Origin of the sequence: Gilvimarinus japonicus (assembly GCF_042847215.1) — a bacterium.
Classification (GTDB): Bacteria; Pseudomonadota; Gammaproteobacteria; order Pseudomonadales; family Cellvibrionaceae; genus Gilvimarinus; species Gilvimarinus japonicus.
Map to the genome: position 1 here is coordinate 4,061,947 of NZ_AP031500.1, position 23,130 is coordinate 4,085,076.

The 23,130-nt window shown below is 53.5% G+C and carries 22 protein-coding genes; 14 read left to right on the forward strand and 8 right to left on the reverse strand.

The window, feature by feature from the left end; translation table 11 throughout:
• Positions 1-54 precede the first annotated feature (54 nt).
• The 7 genes from ACGHAD_RS17275 (at position 55) to ACGHAD_RS17305 (ending at position 6,195) form a co-directional block, all read left to right on the forward strand.
• Complete coding sequence (locus tag ACGHAD_RS17275; protein ID WP_382414444.1) at positions 55-630, forward strand: TRAP transporter small permease subunit; 576 nt, start codon at positions 55-57, stop codon at positions 628-630.
• A complete protein-coding gene (locus ACGHAD_RS17280; RefSeq protein ID WP_382414442.1) occupies positions 620-2,011 on the forward strand; it encodes a TRAP transporter large permease subunit in 1,392 nt (463 codons plus the stop codon). Before ACGHAD_RS17275 ends, ACGHAD_RS17280 begins: the two co-directional genes overlap by 11 nt.
• A gap of 223 nt (positions 2,012-2,234) precedes the next feature.
• Positions 2,235-2,630, forward strand: coding sequence for an acyl-CoA thioesterase (locus tag ACGHAD_RS17285; protein WP_339616964.1), 396 nt, complete (start codon positions 2,235-2,237; stop codon positions 2,628-2,630).
• Between the two features lie 179 nt (positions 2,631-2,809).
• A complete protein-coding gene (locus tag ACGHAD_RS17290) occupies positions 2,810-3,373 on the forward strand; it encodes a cytochrome b (protein ID WP_382414440.1) in 564 nt (187 codons plus the stop codon).
• A gap of 29 nt (positions 3,374-3,402) precedes the next feature.
• A complete protein-coding gene (locus ACGHAD_RS17295; protein WP_405002938.1) occupies positions 3,403-4,005 on the forward strand; it encodes a YceI family protein in 603 nt (200 codons plus the stop codon).
• Between the two features lie 286 nt (positions 4,006-4,291).
• A complete protein-coding gene (locus ACGHAD_RS17300) occupies positions 4,292-4,921 on the forward strand; it encodes an LPP20 family lipoprotein (protein ID WP_382414438.1) in 630 nt (209 codons plus the stop codon).
• Positions 4,918-6,195: a flagellar assembly protein T N-terminal domain-containing protein gene (locus ACGHAD_RS17305; RefSeq protein WP_382414436.1), complete on the forward strand. Its 1,278-nt coding sequence runs from the start codon at positions 4,918-4,920 to the stop codon at positions 6,193-6,195. Before ACGHAD_RS17300 ends, ACGHAD_RS17305 begins: the two co-directional genes overlap by 4 nt.
• 86 nt (positions 6,196-6,281) lie before the next feature.
• Here the strand turns inward: ACGHAD_RS17305 and ACGHAD_RS17310 are convergent, their stop codons facing one another.
• The 5 genes from ACGHAD_RS17310 to uvrD all read right to left on the reverse strand — a co-directional run bounded on the left by ACGHAD_RS17310 (position 6,282) and on the right by uvrD (position 13,443).
• Positions 6,282-6,764, reverse strand: a complete 483-nt coding sequence (locus tag ACGHAD_RS17310) for a T6SS immunity protein Tdi1 domain-containing protein (RefSeq protein ID WP_382414434.1) — start codon at positions 6,762-6,764, stop codon at positions 6,282-6,284.
• Positions 6,765-7,057: 293 nt separating this feature from the next.
• Positions 7,058-8,512 carry an FAD-dependent monooxygenase gene (locus tag ACGHAD_RS17315; RefSeq protein WP_382414432.1) on the reverse strand — a complete coding sequence of 485 codons (1,455 nt, stop codon included), beginning with the start codon at positions 8,510-8,512 and terminating at the stop codon, positions 7,058-7,060.
• 464 nt (positions 8,513-8,976) lie between these two features.
• Complete coding sequence (locus tag ACGHAD_RS17320) at positions 8,977-9,675, reverse strand: hypothetical protein (RefSeq protein WP_382414430.1); 699 nt, start codon at positions 9,673-9,675, stop codon at positions 8,977-8,979.
• Positions 9,676-9,982: 307 nt separating this feature from the next.
• A complete protein-coding gene (locus tag ACGHAD_RS17325) occupies positions 9,983-11,125 on the reverse strand; it encodes a TRAP transporter substrate-binding protein (protein WP_382414428.1) in 1,143 nt (380 codons plus the stop codon).
• 122 nt (positions 11,126-11,247) lie between these two features.
• Complete coding sequence (gene uvrD, locus ACGHAD_RS17330) at positions 11,248-13,443, reverse strand: DNA helicase II (protein WP_382414426.1); 2,196 nt, start codon at positions 13,441-13,443, stop codon at positions 11,248-11,250.
• 134 nt (positions 13,444-13,577) lie between these two features.
• On the opposite strand from uvrD, the gene ACGHAD_RS17335 reads away from it, so the two are divergent.
• From ACGHAD_RS17335 to gshA, 3 genes are all read left to right on the forward strand, one after another.
• Entirely contained in the window at positions 13,578-14,126 is a 549-nt protein-coding gene (locus ACGHAD_RS17335) for a DinB family protein (protein WP_382414424.1), read from the forward strand.
• A gap of 96 nt (positions 14,127-14,222) precedes the next feature.
• Entirely contained in the window at positions 14,223-14,618 is a 396-nt protein-coding gene (locus ACGHAD_RS17340; protein ID WP_382414422.1) for a hypothetical protein, read from the forward strand.
• A gap of 153 nt (positions 14,619-14,771) precedes the next feature.
• Positions 14,772-16,394 carry a glutamate--cysteine ligase gene (gene gshA, locus ACGHAD_RS17345; RefSeq protein ID WP_382414420.1) on the forward strand — a complete coding sequence of 541 codons (1,623 nt, stop codon included), beginning with the start codon at positions 14,772-14,774 and terminating at the stop codon, positions 16,392-16,394.
• On the opposite strand, the gene fliL is transcribed toward gshA, so the two are convergent.
• A complete protein-coding gene (fliL, locus tag ACGHAD_RS17350) occupies positions 16,369-16,797 on the reverse strand; it encodes a flagellar basal body-associated protein FliL (protein ID WP_382414418.1) in 429 nt (142 codons plus the stop codon). The two genes, gshA and fliL, sit on opposite strands and share 26 nt — an antisense overlap.
• Before the next feature lie 210 nt (positions 16,798-17,007).
• On the opposite strand from fliL, the gene rsd reads away from it, so the two are divergent.
• Both rsd and ACGHAD_RS17360 read left to right on the forward strand, forming a co-directional pair.
• Entirely contained in the window at positions 17,008-17,475 is a 468-nt protein-coding gene (gene rsd / locus ACGHAD_RS17355) for a sigma D regulator (RefSeq protein ID WP_382414416.1), read from the forward strand.
• Between the two features lie 60 nt (positions 17,476-17,535).
• A complete protein-coding gene (locus tag ACGHAD_RS17360; protein ID WP_382414414.1) occupies positions 17,536-18,510 on the forward strand; it encodes a WD40 repeat domain-containing protein in 975 nt (324 codons plus the stop codon).
• A gap of 75 nt (positions 18,511-18,585) precedes the next feature.
• Here the strand turns inward: ACGHAD_RS17360 and ACGHAD_RS17365 are convergent, their stop codons facing one another.
• Positions 18,586-19,353, reverse strand: coding sequence for an FKBP-type peptidyl-prolyl cis-trans isomerase (locus ACGHAD_RS17365; protein WP_339616863.1), 768 nt, complete (start codon positions 19,351-19,353; stop codon positions 18,586-18,588).
• Positions 19,354-19,682: 329 nt separating this feature from the next.
• Here ACGHAD_RS17365 and ACGHAD_RS17370 point away from each other — a divergent pair, with 329 nt between their 5' ends.
• Complete coding sequence (locus ACGHAD_RS17370; RefSeq protein ID WP_382414412.1) at positions 19,683-20,624, forward strand: hypothetical protein; 942 nt, start codon at positions 19,683-19,685, stop codon at positions 20,622-20,624.
• Here ACGHAD_RS17370 and ACGHAD_RS17375 read toward each other — a convergent pair.
• Complete coding sequence (locus ACGHAD_RS17375; RefSeq protein ID WP_382414410.1) at positions 20,621-21,109, reverse strand: TIGR02444 family protein; 489 nt, start codon at positions 21,107-21,109, stop codon at positions 20,621-20,623. The two genes, ACGHAD_RS17370 and ACGHAD_RS17375, sit on opposite strands and share 4 nt — an antisense overlap.
• Before the next feature lie 59 nt (positions 21,110-21,168).
• On the opposite strand from ACGHAD_RS17375, the gene ACGHAD_RS17380 reads away from it, so the two are divergent.
• Positions 21,169-23,067: an ATP-binding cassette domain-containing protein gene (locus tag ACGHAD_RS17380; protein ID WP_382414408.1), complete on the forward strand. Its 1,899-nt coding sequence runs from the start codon at positions 21,169-21,171 to the stop codon at positions 23,065-23,067.
• Positions 23,068-23,130: the final 63 nt, after the last annotated feature.

Below are 23,130 nucleotides of genomic sequence, written 5' to 3' on the forward strand. Positions count from 1 at the left end.
CTTACCCTGACTGAAACAATAATAACGATGGCGCAAATGCTGCGTCCGGACCCTATGAGTACATCTGCACCGCCCGTTCACACCTCGGCCGACACGCCACCGCGCCTGTTGCGAGTGCTCGACGCCATTACCGAAATCAGCGGCCGCAGCACCGCCTGGCTAACACTCATTATGGTAATCGCCACAGTGACCGTGGTGATACTGCGCCGGCTGTTTGGCATCGGCTCGATCGGTTTGCAAGAGTCCGTCACCTATATGCACGCCGCGGTTTTTTTGCTGGGGGCGGGCTACGCCCTTAAGCACGGTGCGCAAGTTCGGGTCGATGTGCTGTACCGGCGCTTTTCGCGCCGCTCGCAAGCGTGGATCGATGCCATAGGCGCGATTGTGTTTACCCTGCCATTTGCGATATTTGTCGGTTGGATCAGCCTTAATTTTGTGACCGGCTCCTGGCAGGTAGCCGAGCGCTCTACCGATGCCGGCGGCCTCGCCTATGTTTACCTATTAAAATCGCTGGTGCTGGTGTTTGCTGTATCGCTCACCCTCGCAGCACTAGCCGAGTTAGTTCGCGCCAGCTGGACACTGATTGCCAGCCCACAAGCTAGCGCTGGCGGAGCCCATCATGTTCATTGAGTTTTTGCCACTGTGGATGTTTGCGCTGGTGTGCCTGGTGTTAATGCTGGGCTACCCGGTGGCCTTTACGCTGGCGGGTGTCGCTTTGTTATTTGCCGGCGGCGGCATTATTGCCGGCGTGTTCGACCCGGCCCTGTTGCAAACCTTCCCCAGCCGTATTTACGGCATTATGAGTAACTACACCTTGGTAGCCGTGCCTTTATTTGTGTTTATGGGGGTGATGCTCGAAAAATCTCGCCTTGCCGAAACGCTGCTAGGCAATATGGCACGCGCCTGTGGCCGTTTACCCGGCGGGCTGGGGTTGTCCGTTATTTTAGTGGGCGCCATGCTTGCGGCCAGCACCGGTATTGTCGGCGCCACCGTGGTCACCATGGGCTTAATGTCACTGCCCACTATGCTGCGTCACGGCTATCACCCGTCGCTGGCCACCGGCACCATTTGCGCCACGGGCACCTTGGGGCAAATTATTCCACCGTCTATCGCCTTGGTGCTGTTGGGCGATGTACTCTCCAGCGCCTACCAACAGGCGCAATTGCGCCTCGGTGTGCTTAATTTACAAACCGTGTCGGTGGGCGATTTATTTGTCGGGGCGGTGATTCCCGGACTGCTGCTGGTGGGGCTGTACATCATCTACCTGTTGGCGGTAGCCCGCTTGGCTCCGCAAAAAGCGCCCAGTTTACCGCACGATTTAGAAAGCGACGCCGACCTACCCAGCGCGCCCACCGGTGGGCGCTTGTGGTTATCGCTGGTGCCGGTATTGGTGCTTATTACGCTGGTGTTAGGCTCTATTCTTACCGGCGTTGCCACACCCACTGAGGCCGCCGGCGTAGGCGCCATGGGGGCGATGATACTGGCCGCCGGTCAGCGACAGTTAACCCGCGAGCGACTGCTAGACGTGATGCGCTCGACCACCCGCATTAGCGCCATGATCTTTACCATTTTGCTCGGCGCGTCGCTGTTCTCACTGGTGTTTCGGGGTTTTGGCGGTGAAGAGCTGATCCACGAGCTGTTTAACAATTTACCCGGCGGGCACATAGGTGCGCTACTGGTGGTGATGCTGGTAATCTTTCTGCTGGGCTTTATTCTCGATTTTATCGAGATCACGTTTGTCGTGGTGCCGATTGTCGGCCCCGTGCTGCTGGCCATGGGCATCGACCCGATCTGGCTGGGCATTATGATTGCCATCAACCTACAAACGTCGTTTTTAACCCCGCCGTTTGGTTTTGCCCTGTTTTACTTGCGGGGCGTGGCACCTGACTCGGTTGCCACCGCCGACATATATCGCGGGGTCGCGCCGTTTATTGCCCTGCAATTGTGTTTGCTGGCAGCATTGGCACTGTGGCCGCAGCTAGTGACCTGGTTACCGTCGGTGATGCGCTAATCAACCGTCCGCCTCGGCACCACCTAGGCGGGCTGAGTTATATTGCCCTGGCACACATAGCCGGCTCGCCACACCCAGCCAAAGTAGCTCCTGTAAACTTATTTCTTGCTCGGCTGTCCTTTACTTCACACAATAATCAGGGCGGCTCTGCTATATTTAGCAATCTGTCAGGCTGAAACGCCTCGATTACGCACACGGAACACAAGGTACTCCTACTATGGCCATGCACGGTCTCGACGACGATCCAACCCCTAACGGTGAGTTAACACTACAAACACTGTCTATGCCTGCCGACACCAACCCCTATGGCGATATTTTTGGCGGCTGGTTGATGTCGCAGATGGACATAGGCGGGGCGATCCTCGCGCAGCAAATCGCCCGCGGACGGATTACGACCGTGGCCGTCGGCAATATGGCGTTTTTACGCCCCGTACCCATCGGCGCCACCGTTAGCGTCTATGCCGATGCCACCGATGTTGGCCGCTCGTCGATTCACATCACCATTGAGGTATGGATTAAAATCGCCAACACTGGTGAAGTCGCCAAAGTGACCGAGGGTGAGTTTGTCTATGTCGCCATCGATGACAACGGCCGCACCCGTCCAGTGCCGCGCGATTAGCCGTGGTTGCAGAAGATTTGTTAACAGGCTGCGCAACGACCAGAAAACTGACAATTTTTGTTGGTTTTCTCGGACAAAAGCGCGTTTAACGAACAAATCTTAACCGCACTACGCCACGAGCTTTGATAGCGTAACCAACACTAAAAGCTAACACACCCAAGGGCTAAGGATTCGGCAACATGCTCAAAGACAACCGCAGTGGCTTTGGACTCATCAGCATCGCCATTCACTGGGTGAGCGCAATCGCCATTGTCTTTATGTTTGGCCTCGGCATCTATATGGTCGACCTTAGCTACTACGACCCTTGGTACCACAAAGGTCCGGCGCTGCACGTCAGTATTGGCCTACTGTTGTTGTTGCTCACGCTGTGCCGGCTTGCTTGGCGGTTATTTAACCCCAAACCAAAAGCCGTTGCCGGCACCACTAAGTGGCAGCACCTCGCCGCCGAGGCCATGAAAATTGCGCTGTACGCGCTATTGCTGACACTGTTAATCACCGGCTACCTCATTAACAGTGCCGAAGGCAAAGGCCCGCAGCTGTTTAATTGGGTCAGCTTTCCGGTGTTTGTGCAAATCGACCCGGCGCAAGTCGACCTTGCCGGTTTTATCCATCGGATATTTGCCTGGCTTATCGTTATTTTGGCCGGTATTCACGGCTTAGCTGCGCTGGCCCATCATTTTCTATTTCGCGACCGCACGTTAATGCGCATGCTTAAACCCGTTAAATCTGAGACGACACAGTAACGCTTTTATTTACACTTAAGGAGAACGCAATGTTAGTAGCAAATGGTTGGATGAAGAAAACATTAGCCGGCGTAATCATCGCCAGTAGCGCCGTCGCCGCTAGCTCAAGCATGGCCGCCGACTACGTAATCGACACCAAAGGGGCGCACGCCTCGATCAACTTTCAAGTGCAGCACTTGGGCTATAGCTGGTTGCTGGGGCGCTTTAACAACTTTAACGGCGACTTTAGCTACGACCCCAAAAACGTCGAAGCCAGCAGCATCAACGTGACCATCGACACCACCAGTGTCGACAGCAACCACGCTGAGCGCGACAAACACTTGCGCGGCAGCGATTTCTTAGAGGTGGAGAAATACCCCGAAGCGAAATTCGTCAGCAAGCGCATCAGCGACATTGACGACGGCGGCGAAGAGTTTGATATTGTCGGTGACTTAACCCTGCACGGCGTCACCAAAGAAATCACCATCGAAGTCGAGAAAGTCGGCGAGGGTAAAGATCCCTGGGGCGGTTACCGCGTCGGCTTTGAAGGCGAAGCCGAAATTCGCATGAAAGACTTTGGCATCACCAAAGATTTAGGCCCCGCTTCACAAGTGGTCGAGCTTACTTTGCACATCGAAGGTATTCGTCAGTAAAACGCACATCAGACGCTAGCAAGGCCGCCCTTGTTAAACAAGGGCGGCCTTTTTTATGGCCAGCAACAATGCCATATACAGCTCTCCTTTAGTGTTATAGAACGCGGTTGCTCCAACCACGACCAGTGCCTTTTAGCGAGAGCACAAACGCAACGCAAGCGTTCACAACTTGCCTATTCCCACCGCAACACTGCCAAACAGTTATTAGCGTTCATTTTTTATATCTGCGCTAAAGGTATGCAACCTCCGGTCGATAGCTTTTTTAGATTCATTAAAGGATATTGATATGGAAAGGCTTGTCGTTCGTGCGGGGTCACTTATGGCCGTGTCGCTGCTGCTGGTGGCGTTAAATGGCTGTGGGATACTGAGGTGCACTCTGTGCGCAAGCGGGGAGGGGAGCACCCAGGCAGGCGAAAGCGCAAGCGCCCAAAGCTCAACCAAGTTTACTCATACCAGCAATAGATCGGAATCACTGATTATTACCGTCACGGGTTATGGGGCACCCAACGATCACACCCAAAACAAACCGCAACAAATGCTTATGGCGATGAGGGCCTCAGAAGTAGACGCCTACCGAACCTTAGCCGAGCGGGTTCAGGGGGTTCAACTTTCGGCGTCGACAAAGGTGGCTGACTTTGTGACTAACTATGACCACTTGCGCGCCGTAGTCGATAGCTATATCCAGAGCTCCAAGATCATCTCGCAAGGGCTAACCAATCAAGGCTACTATGAAACCACCTTGTCGTTGACGCTTGATCAGGAGTTCTTTCAGAGTTTTTCTGCAGCCCCCGTGCCCAAAACACCGACGACAAAAACAGCTGATAACCCCAATCCAAAAAACCGCATAAGCACCTTATCCACAGCAGACTCGCATTACGATATCGGCAGCGGCCAAGGCTGGGCGTGGGCTGAATGAACCGGCAGCAAAAAATGCGCTCACTAGGGTGGGTTGTTCCACTGATGCTGCTCCTATGCGGCTGGCAGCACGCCTATGGCGATGTAGTTACAGCCGAAGGCCGAGCGCCACTGGGCAGTGATCTTCACGCCTCCAGGCTGAGCGCCTATGACGACGCCATCAGGAATGCACTCATCAAATCCGGTGGCCAAGTGAATAGCCAAACCGGTGTTAGCAACGGTGTATTGGTGAGCGACCGGGTCAACTTACGAACACGGGGTAACATCAGCGATATCGAGGTCCTGGATGAACATCAAGGCAACGGCCTCTATGTTGTATCAATACGGGCTGTGGTATCTGATATACAAGACTGCAGATCGTCTCAGAGCCTTCATTATCATAAAGACGTGTTATTTACGGGGTTTCCCCGGGAGCGGCCGGAATCTTCTCGGGTAGGTCAGCTACACAATATCGATGCAGACTTTTCAGCCGAGCTGTCTCGGCGGCTGTACCCTGCTTACAATGTTATTGTGCAAGACGAGCCATCCGTTTTTCTGACAAATCGTACCCGCTATGCAAGCTCTAACTTTCCCACGTCCGAGACCGTAAAAAATCTGGCAAAAAAGTACCAAGTACAACTCGTGGTTTCCGGTTCGATCCTCGATATGTCTATGCTTTATCCCGATGATTACTATCGCCAGACTCACGGGGCAAAATTCACCCGCGCGATTTCCAACTTTTTCACCTCGACAAAATCCAACAAGGTAAAAGAAGACAGCAGAGCCAGACATTTTTCCTTTAGAATGGTCGTCTATGATGGCCTATCTGGTGCGCCTATTTTTGATAAAAGTTATTCTGACATTGGGCTCTGGAACGCCAACTATACCGAGATAACGGGGTTCGGCACGCCTCGATTCTGGACCACGGCATACGGCGACGTGGTTAACTCACTGATAGAAAGCTCTGTGAATGATCTGGGAGAAAAAATCAATTGCCAGCCGTTTATGGTTCCCGCTCAACTCAATACTGCTGAACCAGGCAACACCCTGTACTTATTCGCCGGTGCCAATCATGGTGTAAAAGTAGGGGATAAACTGGATATTAACGATCAGAGCGGATGGAACTTTCCCGGTTTAAGCAATACCTCATACACATGGCCGTACCCTCCTGAATATAAGACCTTACAAGCTGAAGGCGTAACCTTAACGGTCACCCAAGTGTACCCAACCTATAGTATTGGAGAAACGAGTAAAGATTTAACAAGTGGGCAGCGCTACCTTGCCATATCTTGGTAGCAAAACCTGATAAAATCTCAACGCCTGCGAAGGCAAAAAATAGCGACTTAAAAAGCCGCACCGTCAAGGTTATGATGCTGCGCTATCTATGTGCACACATCGTGAAACTGTCCGACAATATCTAACATTATCCAGATGTTTCCTTTGCTGTAGGAATCCACGGCCTCGTCACCGCCTAAAAATGGATATGGCGTGGGTATGTAAACTTCTTCTTTCTGTAGCGGCCCTAGTTTCTCTGCAACCTCGTTGACATGATCCGACCTTAAAACGAACAGCTCAAACGATTCCTCGCGTAAGATTTTCTCTTCAAATGCTTTGACACTGGCAAAAACACCATATGACTTTGCGGCTGCATTAAAGGGATGAAGAACAACATAGTCGCTTTGTTCCGCAGAGCGCATAAACACATGACCAAGACTTGAATAGCCAATTATTTCAGTGTATTCGGGAAAAGAATTGCTCCAGCAAGGCATGTTATCCTCTGTTGCAACAGGCTCAATAAGCTCATAGGCGTGTGCGACACTTAATAAGCCAAAGGTACAGAGAAAAGATATGAGCAATTTATTCATGGTTGTTACATCCTTATGATGAGGTATCTAAAAAGTAAAACCTCTATCCATTATTTTAATTTATCCACAATAAAACAACTGACGAAAACAGTTGCATGCATTCTAGAGCGTATTGCCCCATTTACATAAAGCAACGAGAGTCTAAAACAAAGTCATCCAACCAACAAACCTTAACAGAGCGCCTCTTCTGAAGGCACTCAATATATCTTTTAACCCCCCCCGGAAAAGAATCAACGGTAACGCAACACCGTACGGCGAGAAAGCATCAAAATTATTCTGCCGTTACTGACATTTTACTTGTCTATGCTCTTTTTTGTTAAACAACGGCCTCTCGGCTCATCACCTTCATAAAGCACGGTATCGGAGTGTAAAAACTGGGCCGCGGCGGCTGAGTCTTGCACCTTAATAGCGCTGCGCGCTAACATCTCAGCTTCAAACTGCGTTAGTACACTTTGCCGCAAGCCCGCCTCACGCCAATTAGATAAAGGCCTGCAACCTATTGCTATCGCCCGAGCCAGTGCCAACGCATCAAGAAGCGCCTGATTTGCGCCCTGGCCTTTAAACGGGCTCATAGGGTGTGCCGCATCGCCAATCAATGTTATCTGCGCTGATGTCTGCAACAGTTCGGGCTCAAGTAATGCGCGGTCGTACACAGGGTAACCCGAAACCAGCGCTGTTTTAGTCGCCGCTAAAATTTGCGGGATAGGGTCGTGCCACGGTGTTCTACGGCAAGCTTCATCTTTTAGGGCTTGAGCGCCTTGGTTGCTCAGCGCTATGGCCTCGCTCTCTGGCATAGGAAAACTAAGCTGCCACATTACAGAGTCGGCGGTATAGGGCATTACATAAATTCGCTCATTACCATTGGCCGTTTGAAATACCGTGGCAGAGTCTAGCAAGTCATGAGCAAGGCCGCCCAAATCCGCCAGCGGACAAATACCCAAAATCACAATACAACCTAAATAGCGTAAAGGGGTCACACTTTCGCCGATCAATAGCTGACGCACCGCACTGCGAATACCATCGGCCCCGACTACCAAGTCGGCCTTGGTATGCTCGACCACACTGCCCACCTGAAAACTTAAATCGACACCGCCACTGTCAGCTTCCCTAACACCAATAAGCCGGTGCCCCCAACGCACTTCATCACCGCCACCTAGCTCATCCAGCAGCGCTAAACGCAATGACTGCCGGGCAATATGCACGTTGGTTCGTTTCGTTGCGGCACTCGTATTCCCGGCCTTCCACTTTCTTACGCCCCATTCGCCCAGCACTTTTCCCTCAGTCGTGTGAACCAAATGTCGCGTAGAAACCACCCCATCGTCTAAAGTAAAAAGTCCCAGCCCCGCAATCGCCTTACTCGCTTGTTGTAATGTCAGGCCGTAACCCTGCGAACGAGTATTAAAACCGCTATCTCGCTCGTAAAGCGTAAACGGGATTCGGCGGTGCAAACAGGCAAGCGCCAAAGCAACGCCGCCAATACCACCACCAATGATCGCCACGTGCGGGTAATGTTCGGCATCCGCCACCGGGCGGCTCGCCGAATACACCAAACCCGAGCCGCCACAATGGGCGCAGTCATCCAGATGCCCCTTAGGGCGAACAGGCGCCAACCCCTCGCGGTTAAGCCGGACAAATTCATCCAACTCCCGCTGGTAGCGCAGCCGCACTTTTTTACGAAGCCGACGGACTTTTTGACCGCGCCCTTGGCATTCAGGGCAAACCGTCCAGCTATTTGATTGGGTGTTCAATGTGCATTCTTCTTGAGTGGCTCTGTCTGCGAAGGCTAATAATAGGGCGATAAGAACCTTTGAAACCGGCTAAGGAATAAATCCAACTAGGCCGCGCTTGCAAAAACGGACCTTGCAGTCAGGTAATGACACAAGGCATTATGCATTGGGCGCCTAGAAAAAACCAATAACGGCGAGCACAAACTCGAAAACTAAAATCATCGACGGAACATTACCTTTGCAATTCGTTGGATTTCGCACGCATCACCTGCTTTTTTATTGCAGATATCATCACCACAGCCCCGACAATACTGATCCGAAATAGAAGTAAATTCTAAGCAATACGCACATCTATGCCGATCTTGGTATTTCAAAGTAATGCACCAAACACTGAACCAGCAACAGGTACCCACGCCTGCCTAACATCATCGATGAAGTTTATAGCACTAAAACTAGAGTATGAAATGAATGACCTGACTAAAAGTTCACTTCTTTCTATTAACAACCGTATACAAAGCTAAAGAGTCCCGACTGGCTTGATATATTCCCGGCTCAACATTACTGTTATAAAAAGCGCCATTAAGCTGCGTATACTTGCGAGAGAAAATGTTTTTGATAACAGCTATGTCGGTAAATCCGTAAACCTGTAGTGAGGCTAAAGATCCATCGCCTTCATTAGGATACATTTTACCGCTGAAATCACCATGAACTATGACGTTGGTGCTAGGGCTTCCCGTGGTCAAGACTCCCACCTGACTTCCCATTACATGCAAAGAGTAAGACGATTGTGCAATTATTTTTCCTTTAAAATCACCACCAACAAATATCCTAGCAAGGCCATTCACGTGTATTTTTACACCTGGCATAACATCTTTACCCACAACTAGCTCGCTATGAGCATCTAAAATTATATCTGACCTCAAGTTGCCTTTAATGTGAACAACCTCTGAACCTTGTATCTCATCAATAGAATCACCGTTGATGACTTTGCAGCCAGAGCCTTGATACGGGTACCTTTCTGCCGTAAAAATATTGATAGATTTATAAAACTGATCATTTATGTCAGTAATGGAGGCAACCTGAATTTGAACATCCTCCCACGTTTTATCTTTCGATTCTGCCGTTGCGATAATGCAATTGGCTAGGGAAAATATAGTAAGTAAAATAGTTACCGCGTTTTTCATACGTCATCCTTGCGTTTCGCTTGATCAGGTTTTAGCTTCCAGAACTGGTTTACGTAGTGAAACCATTTAGTTTAAAATTTTCGTGATAAGGTGCCTCTGGGTCAGTCCCGAATAACACTTACTCTAGATAAATAATATAACGATTCAGAGCGTCTATTTTTCATAGGTAACTTGGAATATACCTGCATAGAAACGCCAGATATAAGAGGCTTTGGGAAGCCTCCACATCGCATAAAAATCCGCCCTGATTTTCCTGAGCAGTGAAATTAAAGTGGTTGATGAAGCTGACTGCAGTAGCTACGTTTTGCTACTGCGACGTCTCCTCTCTCACCTTATAATACGTCTGCTCAGACACTTTATGCCAAGCCGCGGCTTTGGCCTGAAAGGTTTTGTAGGATTGCCACACTTTGGCGAACATGGTGTCTTGCTCGGCTTGCTCGATAAACACTTGCTCGGTGATGCGGCGTAACTCTTGGAGCACCTCATCGGGTAAGCGGCGCAGCTCGACACCGTGGTCGTTTACCAAGGTTTCCAGTGCGGCGTTGTTGGTAGCGGTGTACTGATCGAGCATATCCTGATTAGCGGCGCGTGCGGCGTAGGTAACGATGGCTTGCAAATCGTTAGGCAATGCCTCAAACGCGCTTTTGTTCACAATCAGCTCCATGGTGGAGCCCGGCTCGTGCCAGCCTGGGTAGTAGTAATATTTAGCCACTTGGTGAAAGCCAAAGGCTAAATCGTTGGCGGGGCCAACCCACTCGGCGGCATCAATAACGCCGGTTTGCATAGCGGTGTAGAGCTCGCCGCCAGGGATATTAACCGAGGTGCCACCAGCGCGGTTAAACACTTCGCCTGCCAATCCTGGAATGCGCATTTTTAATCCGCGCAAATCGGCTAAAGTATTAATCTCTTTATTAAACCAGCCGGCCATTTGAATGCCGGTATTGCCCGAGGGAAACGGAATAACATTGAATGGCTCATAGACTTCGCGCCACAGCTCGATACCGCCACCGTGCGACAGCCAGCCGTTCATCTCTTGGGCGTTCATGCCAAACGGCACAGTGGTAAAAAACTGACTAGCGGGCGCTTTACCGCGCCAGTAATAAGCGCCGCCGTGGCCCATCTCGACACTGCCGGATGAGACTGCGTCAAACACCCCCATGGCCGGTACGATTTCGCCCGCACCATGCACATGAATGGTCAGCCGGCCACCGCTCATATCGCCAACCATACTGGCGAATTTTTCGGCGGTGGTGCCCAGGCCCGGAAAGTTTTTTGGCCACGTGGTAACCATGCGCCATTTAAACTGCTCAGCCGTTACCGCCTCACCCGCCACATGAGTTTTACCCTGATCGGTTTTACTCATAACCAGCGCGGCAAACAGCATCACGCACAGGGCAATAAGCGCGAGCATAATGAGGGGGGTAATTTGATAGCGGCGTGTTTTGCTCATAATATTTATTGTTTAGATTAAATAAAGATAACTTACGGGTTACGGGTTACGGGTTACAAATAATAGCTCATAACTCCGTTCCCCGTTCCCCGTTCCCCGTTCCCCGTTCCCCGTTCCCATCATTAAATTGGATCCAGTTTAGCGTACTGCACTACCAACCATTTAACTCCGGCGTCATTAAAATTAATTTGCACCCGCGTGCTAGAGCCGGAGCCCTCGAAGTGGACGATCACGCCCTCGCCAAATTTTTTGTGGGCAACGCGCTGACCCAAACGAAACCCGGTATCGGAGCCCGAGTCACTAATACGCAACCCTTTGGGTTTGGCCGGCGCCTTACCTTGCAAGCGCGCTGGGCGAGTGACGGTGCTTTTAATGCGCACCTCATCGAGGTATTCGTTGGGAATCTCTTTGACAAAGCGCGACAGGGCATTAAAGGTTTCGCCGCCGTGCAGGCGGCGCGTCTCGGCGTAACAGATATAAAGCTTCTCCATCGCGCGGGTAATGCCCACATAGGCCAGACGACGCTCTTCTTCCAAACGGTCGGGATCTTCTACCGACATTTTATGGGGAAACAGATTCTCTTCAACCCCGGCCATAAACACCAGCGGAAACTCTAGGCCTTTGGCCGAGTGTAAGGTCATTAATTGCACCGCGTCTTCAAACTCGTCGGCTTGCGCTTCACCCGCGTCCAGCGAGGCGGTATCTAAAAACTGTTGCAGTACCGACTCTTCGTCTTCTGGAGCTTCAAATACCCGGCAAGCGGTAATCAGCTCTTCGAGGTTTTCGGCGCGGGCTTGGCCTTTTTCGCCTTTTTCTTTTTTATGAAACTCAAGCAAGCCCGTACTCTCTAGCACCGACTCGGCCAATTGATCGAGTTTAAGTTCGCTGCTTTTTTCACCCAGGGTATCGATCAATTTAATAAAGCTGGCCAGCGCGTTGCCGGCGCGGGCCGTTAACACTCGGTTGGCGAGCATTTGTTCGGAGGCCTGCCACAACGAGCAACCGTGCTCACGGGCAAAGGCGCGAATCTCATCGACGGTTTTTCCACCAATGCCGCGGGTCGGGGTATTAATCACCCGCTCAAATGCCGGGTCGTCGTCGCGGCGGCTGGCTAGACGCATATACGACAAGGCATTTTTAATTTCTAAACGATCGTAAAAGCGCTGACCGCCGTAAATACGGTAGGGTACCGCCTCGCGCAGTAGCGCTTCCTCCAACACCCGCGATTGGGCGTTGGAGCGATACAAAATGGCGCAGCTGTCTTTGCGATTGCCCTTTAATGCCCAGTCGTTAATACGTTCGACAATAAAGCGCGCTTCGTCCTGCTCGTTAAACGCGGCGTAGAGTGAGATCGGCTCGCCGTCTTCACCATCGGTCCACAATTGTTTGCCCATGCGACCAGCGTTATTGGCGATAACGGCATTGGCGGCGTTAAGAATATTGGCGGTGGAGCGGTAATTTTGTTCGAGTCTAACAGTGGTAGTGCCGGGGTAGTCCTCGCTAAAGCGGCGAATGTTTTCGACTTTAGCGCCGCGCCAACCGTAAATGGACTGGTCGTCGTCGCCCACGGCGGTAACAAAGCAGCTCTCGCCAGCCAGAACCCGCAACCAAGCGTATTGCACCGAGTTAGTATCCTGAAACTCATCCACCAAGATAAACGGAAAGCGGCCCTGGTAGTGCGCCAAAATAGCCGGCTTGTTAAGCCATAGCTCGTGGGCACGCAGCAGCAGCTCGGCAAAGTCGACCAAGCCGCCGCGCTCGCAATCGGCCTCGTAGGCGGCATACACCGCAGCCATAGTGCGAATAAACGGGTCGGAACTGGCCTGCATATGCTTGGCTCGCACACCTTCATCTTTTTGCCCATTAATAAACCACTGGGCTTGGCGCGGTGGCCACTGCTCGGCATCTAACCCAAGGTTTTGGTACACCCGTTTAATCAGTCGCAGCTGGTCGTCGCTATCAAGAATCTGAAAATTCTGCGGCAGGTTGGCGTCTTTCCAGTGGGCTTTTAACAGCCGGTGTGCCAGCCCGTGAAACGTGCCCACCCACATACTGCGGGTATTAATGGGTGTACCACTGTCGCGAAAGCTCTCGTCCAGCCGCGCGCGCATTTCGCGGGCCGCCTTATTGGTAAAGGTCACCGCCAAAATACTGTAGGGCGATACGCCTTGGGTTTGCACCAGCCAGGCGATGCGGTGCACCAGCACGCGGGTTTTACCACTGCCGGCACCGGCAAGAATCAGCTGATTGCCGGCCTCGGCGGTAACGGCTTGGCGCTGGGCATCGTTTAAATTTGCGACGAGGTGAGGAGCATCCATGGGTGAGTTCTGGCATCTTGGTGTATGGTAGGGCGCTTGCCCTGACGGAAGCGACAGCATAACATTTTACTGTAAATTTACACAGTGTCGGTAACGCGACCGCCTATATAACGTACAACAGGAGCAGTAACCACGTGGATCTTCACCATCATATTCGCCTGATGGCCGGGTACAACCAGCGCTTAAACCGCCAAGTGTTTACGGCCGCCGCCAGCCTCGAACACGACACGTTAACCGCCGATGCCGGGGCCTTTTTTGGCTCGATTTTGGGCACCCTCAACCATATGGTGGTAACCGACTTATTGTGGCTGGCGCGCTTTGCCCAACATTCCGCTCGCTACAAAAGCCTGCAGGCGCTGAGCGAGCTGCCCACCCCAGAGCGGCTCGATCAACAACTTTACCCGGCATTTGCCGCCTTGGGCGCCGCGCGCGGATTGATCGACAGCGCCATTATTGAGTGGAGCGCCGACGAGCTGCAAAGCGATGACCTACAGCGCCCACTGGCCTATCACAACAGCAAAGGCGAGGGCGCCGAGCGAGACTTTGGCGAGCTGGTGATGCACCTTTTTAACCACCAGACACACCATCGCGGTCAGGCAAGCACGCTACTCAACCAGCGCGGGCTGGACATCGGCGTAACCGATTTTTTAAGGGATATCCCAAGGTTAGACACACAGGGATAAATAGTGGCGCTTGATTCTGGCCCCGTCGCCCCCATAAACGCACTTTGTGCCTGTCGCCAGGCCGTTCCTACCACCAACAGTGACAGTTAGTGAGTTATGACTGACGTATACATTCTGCAAAATCAGGACAAACTGTTTCTAAGCAAGCAGCGCACCTGGCTCGATGGCCGCGACCCGGCCAGCCTGTACCGCAGCCCCAATAAGGACGAGGCGGTAAACGAGATGTTTGAAGCCAGCTCCAAGGATTATCGCCAGCGTGTCTCTCTGGTGGCCTGCCCGCTTAATGAGCGCCGCAACCCAGTGATCGACCCGGATATTTTACCGCCGCCACAGCCCAAAAAGCGCGGTGAGGACTCCCTAGAGCTGGACTTAAACGCCGCCGAACCCGCAGCGAATGAAGCCGGCGTGGCTGAGGCGACGACCAATAACGATGGCGACGCTAGCGCTGCCCCCGAGCCCAGCGACGAACCGCTCGAGCAACCACAAAGTTAAGCCCGTCTCAGGCTTACGGTTTTTTACCACCGGGCGCCGTTATCGCGGTAGCTCTAATCTGGGTAACTGGCTACACTCGACACTTTACGGCTATTTTACCGCTAGCGCTTAGCGCCACGACCGCATCCGCTAAGGACTGCAGAGGAAAACGTTTTGTCTCAATTTGATACGCAGTTACAGGCGTTATCCGGCGCAACAGCCCGCCAAACGCTTCGCGGAATTTTGCGCGGGGTCGAGAAAGAAAGCCTGCGGGTTAGCCCCGATGGCCGCTTAGCGCAAACCAGTCACCCCGCCGGGCTTGGTTCGGCGTTTAGCCACCCGCATATCACCACCGATTATTCAGAGGCGCTGCTGGAGTTTATTACCGAGCCACAAACCTCTATCGGCGCCCTGCTGGGCCAGCTTGATGACGTACACCGTTACACTTACGGCCAGCTGGGCGATGAATACCTATGGCCCGCCAGCATGCCCTGCGTATTGGGTGCCGACAGTGATATTCCGGTGGCGCGTTACGGCAGCTCGAACAGCGGCACCATGAAGACGGTTTACCGCCTGGGCCTGGGACACCGTTACGGGCGCGCCATGCAAACCATTGCCGGGGTGCATTATAATTTTTCGCTGCCCGACGACTTTTGGCACGAGTTGGCGCGCACAAGCGGCAGCCAACTCAGCCTGCAAGCGTTTAAAACCGACCGCTACTTTGCCCTGATCCGCAACTTTAGGCGCTACTTCTGGCTGTTAGTGTATCTGTTTGGCGCCGCCCCGGCGGTGTGTCGCAGTTTTGTGCGCGGTCGCGAGCACGCCCTTGAGCCCTTTGGCGAAGATGACCACACGTTGCACACCCCCAATGCAACCTCCCTGCGTATGGGCGATTTGGGTTATCAGAGCGACGCCCAGCAGTCATTGGTGGTGTGCTACAACAACCTCGATACCTATTTGCAAACGTTGTGCGGCGCTATTACCCAACCGCACACTGAGTATCAAAAGATCGGCCTAAAAAGCAGCGCCGGCGACTATCAGCAGCTCAATACCAGCTTACTGCAAATCGAAAACGAGTTTTACAGCACCATCCGCCCCAAGCGCACCGCTAAACCCGGGCAAACGGCGCTGCAAGCGCTGCAACTGGGTGGCGTCGAATACGTCGAGGTGCGTTGCGTCGATTTAAACCCCTTCGAGCCATTGGGTGTGAGTGAATCGCAGCTGCATTATTTGGATGCGTTTTTACTGTTTTGCCTTTTGCAAGACAGCCCGGAGGCCACCGACCAAGAGTATCAAGGGCTGCAAGACAACCAGGCGCGTATTGTGTATCGCGGCCGCGACCCGGAGTTAACACTTTGCCGCAACGGCGGTGAGGTCAAGATGCGCGAGTGGGCCAGAGAGATCCAACAACAGGTCGAGCGCTGCGCCGCGCTACTCGATCAGGCCAACGGGGGCAGCCATTACCGGAATGCCTGCGCCGAGCAGCAACAAAAGCTGGCCGGAGAGCGCGATACCCCCGCGGCGCAAGTGCTGAGTGAACTGGCCGAAGGCAATCAAACCTATTACGCTCACACCCTGAAACTGGCCAAGCAACACCGGGATTACTTTGCCGCTCGCCCATTAGAGCCGCAGCAGCAAGCGCACTTTACGCGTTTGGCCGAGCAGTCACGACAGCACCAAGCAGAGGTAGAGGCGGCCGACCGCGAGAGCTTTGATGATTACTTGGCTAAGTACTACGCCCAGTACACCCGCTGCGGTGGGGCACCGTTCGCTACTTCTGCACAATCAGGTTGTTAAAATATACCTCTAGCACATCGGTTCCCTCGGCTTGCTCCGACTCCAGCAGCGCGATCATCTCGGCCTTGGCCGTCTCGCGCAGCTGGGTTACCCCCTGCTGGGTGGTAATAGCATCTTCGGTTTGGCGGCTAAACAGCATCACCATGGCATTGCGTAACAACGGCATATGATGACGCACCGCTGCCGCGGTGTGGATATCGTTCACCCGCACCGACAACTCTGTCTTTAAATACTTTAGTCGCCCCTCACCGCCGTAATTCACCACAAAGGCGGGCTGCATGGGTATATAAATAGCGCCCTCGACGTTCTTCGCGTCGGATTCACTTTGAGCTTGGGCCAGCATTGGCAGCAGCAGCGACAACACCAGCAGCAGCGGGCGAATAAATGTGACAGGGTGGGCCATTGACAGCTCCTAGTTAAAATTCAGACGGTTTGATCCGTCGAGTTTACCGCGATCAGGCCATTTTGCACGAGCCGCACCAAACGCTATCGGCTAAAGCCACCGTTACTTGAAACACCCACCGCAGATTCGTGCTCTCGATACTGGGGGCAGACGTTTGATCGTGCTAAGATTGGCCGACACTGGATGGATATAAGTAGCTGGGAAAATATCATGTTAGAAAATTGCGAAGACGCTAAAGAGCGCTGGGGCGGTGTCAGCCAAATCATCGACCGCTGGCTACACGAGCGTCAACAAATGTTGGTGCACTACTGCGCACTATCTGAAACAAACAATCAAAACGACGATGAGCGCGGCGTTAAGCTGCGACGCATGTGCGAAATCATGGTCGACTATATCTCGGCCGGGCACTTCGAAATTTACGATCAGCTGGTTCGCGAGGGCCGCGAATTTGGCGATGAGCAAGCCCTAAAAGAGGCCGGTGAGCGCTTTAAAGAAGTCGATGCCACCACCGAAAAATTGCTCGACTTTAACGACAAGTATCAAGAGACGGACGACTTAACTGCGCTTGATGCCGATCTCTCTGAGCTGGGCGAGACCCTTGAGGCACGCTTTAGCGGCGAAGACCGCATGATCGCCGTGCTACACGATGCCAATAAAGACGTCGTCCAGGCCAGTTAATACATCGTTGGCGCCAGCGGCTCACGCACGCGCGGCGCCACGTTGATCTTGGCCCCTCCCATGATGAAACCGCTGCTGTTGACAGCCGCACTACTGCCTTTTTTAAGCGCCTGTAGCCCGGCGCCCGAAGCCGAACTAAAAGTCGCCAACCGCAGCGTGCAATCGGCCAGCCTCGCCCGCGACGGCAGCCACGCTGTTATCGGCTCCACCTACCAAGGTGGTAGCTACTGGCAAATTACCCCCGCCGAACGCCTCTACGACTGGAACCACAGCAGTGATACCACCCGGCTACTGCTGCACAGCGCGATCTCCAGCGATGGCGGCTGGGCCATTACCGTCGATCATCAAACCCTAGTGCTGTGGAATACCGCAACAGGTGAGTCCGTCGCCTACTGGCGTATCAGCTCAGAGATACGCGCCATGGCATTGGGGCGTTTTGGCAATGTCGCGTTACTGGGGTTAGACGACGGCCGTGCGGTACTGTACGACGTGCGCCGCGGCGGCACCTTTGGCACCTTCCAGCACGACGCCCCGGTAAACGCCGTCGCCCTCAACGACGACCTAAGCTTGGCACTTACCGGTAGCAGCGATAACGCCGCCCACCTCTGGGACACCCAATCCGGCAAGCAGCTGCAGCAACGCAATTACAGCGATCCGGTGCAGCAAGTCGCCCTTAGCCCAGATGGTAAACGCGCTTTAGTGGGCGCGCGCTACGACAGTATCGAGCTATTCGATACCGCCACCGGCGAGCTTAGCTGGCAGCTGCCCTTGGGCCACGAGCGAATCATTCGCGGTATCAGCTTAAGCACGGCGCGCTTTAGCAATGACGGCGCGTATCTGTTAACCGGCCGCCCCGATGGCCGCGTGCAGCTGTGGGATATCGAGCAGCAGCAAGAGCTTTACCACTGGCAGCTGCCCAAGCTCAGCGCCTGGCAACCCAGCCCCACCTCCGTTTTAGATGTCAGTTTTACCGATGACACCGAGCGCTACCGCGCCGTCAGTGGCAACGGTTATATCTATACGCTGAGTTATTAATCACTTATGCACAAACCCCAGACACAAAAAAGCCGGGCTAACCTAGCCCGGCTTTTTTACGCTTAGCGCTAAGACTTACTCAGCGGCTTCAGCTTCTTCTGGCGCCTCGGCAGGCTCAACTTCCAGCAACTCAACTTCAAAAATCAGTGTCGAGTTTGGTGGAATACCTTGGTTGCCACCTGGGCCATAGGCTAAGTCTGATGGAATCGTCAGCTCGTACTTGGCACCGGTCTTCATCAACTGCAAACCTTCGGTCCAGCCAGCAATCACTTGGTTTAGGGCAAAAGTTGCGGGCTGCTCACGGGCGTAAGAGCTATCAAACTCAGTGCCGTCTAACAAAGTGCCGCGGTAGTGCACGGTGACGGTGTCTTCTGCTTTAGGGCTTACGCCATCACCTTCTTCCAGTACTTTGTACTGCAAGCCGCTTTCGGTAATCATCACGCCTTCTTTGCCGGCGTTTTCAGCCAAATAAGCTTCGCCTTCGGCTTTTTGCGTTTCGGCTAACTCTTTTTGCTTTTGCTGTTGCAGCTCCATTTGTTGCTCCTGGAAGGTCTGCATTACAGTTTGCATCTCTTCCTGGCTCAAAGCGGGCTCTTTGTCGTCACGCACATCGGTAAGCGCTTGAGTAAACGCGTCTACTTCGATTGGCACCTCGCGCTGTTTAAAGTTAGTCGCCATATTCAGAGCGATGGCGTAGTTAACCTTTTGCTCCAACGTCGTCAATGTCGCTTTAGCATCGGTCGCGGCCGCTTTATCAGTTGCCTCAGAGCCGCCTTCGTTACAGCCTGCTAGCACAGTTGCCGAGCAGATAACGCCGGCCATCAGTAAACGCTTGTTAAACATACAATACCTATTTATTGGAGTGTGTTTGTTGTATCGGCTGCAACGGATCCTGCACGCCACAGCTTGCCGGCCCATCCGGCACTCAGAAAAAAAGCCCATCCATGTTATACCAACTGCGCCACACTGTGGGCGTTTAGGTTGATAAATGCGAATTCGAACGCGCCTGTAGCTCTATTCATGGGGAGTTAGCGCAAAAAATCAATAGTTAATGCTTAATTTTGTGCTCGCGACGTACACAATTTATACGCTAGGGTCTACAATATCTTCTTGGAATGACCCCTTTCTGTAACACTCTTTGAACATTCTCTGATCACACGTAGGGTTTCACTATGGCTGCCAAGAAAAAAACTGCAGTGTCTGTCGCGCAACTCGAAAAAGACATCGCGGCGGTTAACGCCAAGCTCGCCACCGCGCGCAGCAAACAATTGACCAACGCCGACAAAGCTTTGTCGAGCGCACAAAAACAACTGGCTGCGGCTCGCAAAAAGCTCGCCACGCTGCGCACCCGTAAAGCGGCCGCGACCAAAGCAAAGGCCACTGCAGCGGCTAAAACGCGCTTAGCAAAAGCCAAGGCCGCGCTCACGGCACAGGCGAAAGTGGTAGAGACTGCCGAAGCGCAGGTGAGTTCCGCAAAAGCCGAGCAAACAGCGGCGAAGCAGGAGCTGACGCTGGCAAAAGCCTTCGAGCGCGCTCGCGCTAAAGCGTTAAAAGCGACCGCAAAGACAAAGGCTAAGCCTAAAAGCAAAAAAGCCGCGGCCAAAACACCAGCCGCTAAAAGCGCTACCAAGGCAGCGCCTAAGGCCAAAGCTAACGCAAGCAAAGCACCGGCAAAAAAAACCTCGCCCGCTAAAGCGAGCGGCAAAAAGGCGGCGAGCAAACAAGCCGCCACTAGCAAGCCTGCCAAAGCAAAAGCCGCCGTCGCCAAAAAAGCGCCCAAGGCTGCCAAGCCAGCAACGAAAGTAAAAAAATCGGCGCCAGCCAAGCCGGTCAGCCCCGCAAAACAAGAGGCACCAACGCCAGCGGCGCCAGAGAAAAGTACCGAGGCTTTGCCCGTGGCTGAGCCCGTACAACAACAAGCCTTTGACGTTATCCCAGAGCCGGTTGCCAAGCCACAACCGTCCGAGCTTGGGGTTAGCCCAAAACCATTACCGAGCCACATCGGCACCGGGATGATCGAGCCTCACGATGACGACAAACTAAAACCTACCCCAGTGCCGGATGCTCCGGCGGCGCCTAGCTCTGGCCGTTTATTCGACGAAGACGACCACTAAGCGGGGGCGAGCGCACCCTGTAGCAAAACAAGGGTGCGCTGCAATACCGAGGGCGGCACCTCGCGCGCCGCCAGATAATTCTGCACCCGAGGCAGCAGCGGCGCGGCCCGCTCGACGGGCCAGCCTTTACTCAGCTCAGCCAACTGTTGAATCTCCCAGCGCTCGGCCGCCAACTCGGCCGCTTTAATCTGCCCGCGACACTGACTTTGCGATTCATCCAGCGGCGCTTGTGATTTTATCCAGCGGCGCGCTCCCCGCAGTGGTACCACCACTTGCTCATACCACTCGGCGGTTTCTTTAAGCACATTAGCCAAGGTACTGGGCTCGACCCTTTTGCCGCTGATATCCAGCCAACAGAGGAACAACAAAATCGGGATACGCACACCGTACTCATCCTGCAACTGTAAGCACTGCACCTCAATATCGGGCTGTTGATAGAGCTCTAGGGCAAAATCCCATAAAGGGCCGGGCAATATATCAGTCATTAACGTCTTTCTTCCTGTGGTGATAGGCTTTCACACCGAGCTTAGATAGAATGCGCGGCATGATCACACTACAGCAAATCAGTTTACAACGCGGCCCTAAGTTTCTGCTCACGGAAACCGATCTGGCGATCTTTCCGGGACAAAAAATTGGCCTTATTGGCGCCAATGGCTGCGGCAAGTCGTCGCTGTTTAAATTGCTCTTAGGGCAGTTGAGCGCCGACACCGGCAGCGTATCACTGCCCAGCGACTGGCGCCTGGCCCATATGGCGCAAGAGGTCTCCGATACCCAACGCACCGCGCTGGAGTATGTGCTTGACGGCGACGAGGCACTGCGCGAGCTAGAAGCCGAGATCGAGCATGCCGGCGATGACGGCGAAAAGCTGGCACACCTGTTTGGCGCAATGGAGCAAATCGACGCCTACACGGCACCGGCACGGGCCGCGCAGCTGCTAAGCGGCTTGGGGTTTACCGGCAATGAGTTGGAGCGCCCGGTAAGTGCTTTCTCGGGCGGTTGGCGAATTCGCTTAAACTTGGCCCGCGCCCTGATGTGCCCATCCGATTTGCTGTTGCTGGATGAGCCCACCAACCACTTGGATTTGGACGCGACTTTGTGGCTTGAGCAGTGGTTGCAGCGCTACGCTGGCACCTTGTTAATTATCTCCCACGACCGCGACTTTTTAGACAATGTGGTCGAGCGCATCGTCAGTATCGAATCGAGCAAACTGGTGGGCTATAGCGGCAACTACTCGGCCTACGAGCGTCAGCGCGCCGAGCGTTTGTCCCAGCAACAGGCAGAGTTCACCAAACAGCAAGAGCGCATCGCCCATATCGAAGATTATATTCGCCGCTTTCGCGCCAAAGCCACCAAAGCCAAACAGGCGCAAAGCCGTATTAAGCAGTTAGAGCGCATGGAAACCATCGCCCCGGCCCATGTGGATTCGCCTTTTAGCTTTACCTTTACCGCCTCCGAGAAAGTCTCCGATCCGTTAATCGTGTTGCGCGAGATGACCATTGGTTATCCCGAGCGACAAATTTTAGGCGGCGTAGATATTAACATCGCGCCCGCCACGCGCATCGGTTTGCTCGGCCCCAATGGCGCGGGTAAATCCAGCCTGATTAAAACCCTCGCCGGCACGCTGGCGCCCCTGACCGGCGAGCGGGTCACCGGTGAGCATTTTAAATTAGGGTATTTTGCCCAGCACCAGCTTGAGGCGCTGGATATGAACGCCTCCCCCGCGCTGCACATTCAACGCATTAGCCCCAAAGCCCGCGAGCAAGAGATTCGCAACTTTTTGGGCAGCTTTGATTTTATTGGCGACCGCGCCTTCGAGCCCATCAACCACTTCTCGGGCGGCGAGAAAGCCCGCTTAGCGCTGGCGCTTATCGCCTGGCAAAAACCCAACGTGTTGCTTCTGGACGAGCCTACCAACCACCTGGATTTAGAAATGCGCCAAGCATTGACCATGGCGCTACAAGATTTTGCCGGTGCGGTCATTGTGGTATCGCACGATCGCCATTTGCTGCGCAACACGGTAGACGAATGGTTGCTGGTTGCCGACGGCACTGTCGAGGAATTTGACGGCGAGCTGGATGATTACTATCGCTGGTTGCTGGAGCGCAAAACCCGCAGCAACAAAACCGACAACGAGCCGGCCGAGATTGCCGAGACAAAACCGGCGCAGGATAAAAAAGCGCAACGGCAAGAGGCCGCCGCCAAACGCGAGGCGCGCAAACCACTGGCCAATCGCATTAAAAAACTGGAGTCGGAATTAGAAAAGCTGCAAAAGCAAAACACGGCACTGGAAACCGAACTGGCCGACACCAGCCTATACGACGACGAACACAAAGATCGCTTGCAAGAACTGCTGCAAAAGCAAAGCGACATGCAGCGACAGCTTGATGATTGCGAAGAGCAATGGCTAGAGGCGCAAGCCGAGCTCGAAGAGTTAGAAGATTAACACCCGCACTGCCAGCAATAAAAACGGCGCTCAAAGCGCCGTTTTTATTGCTGGCTTTAGCCG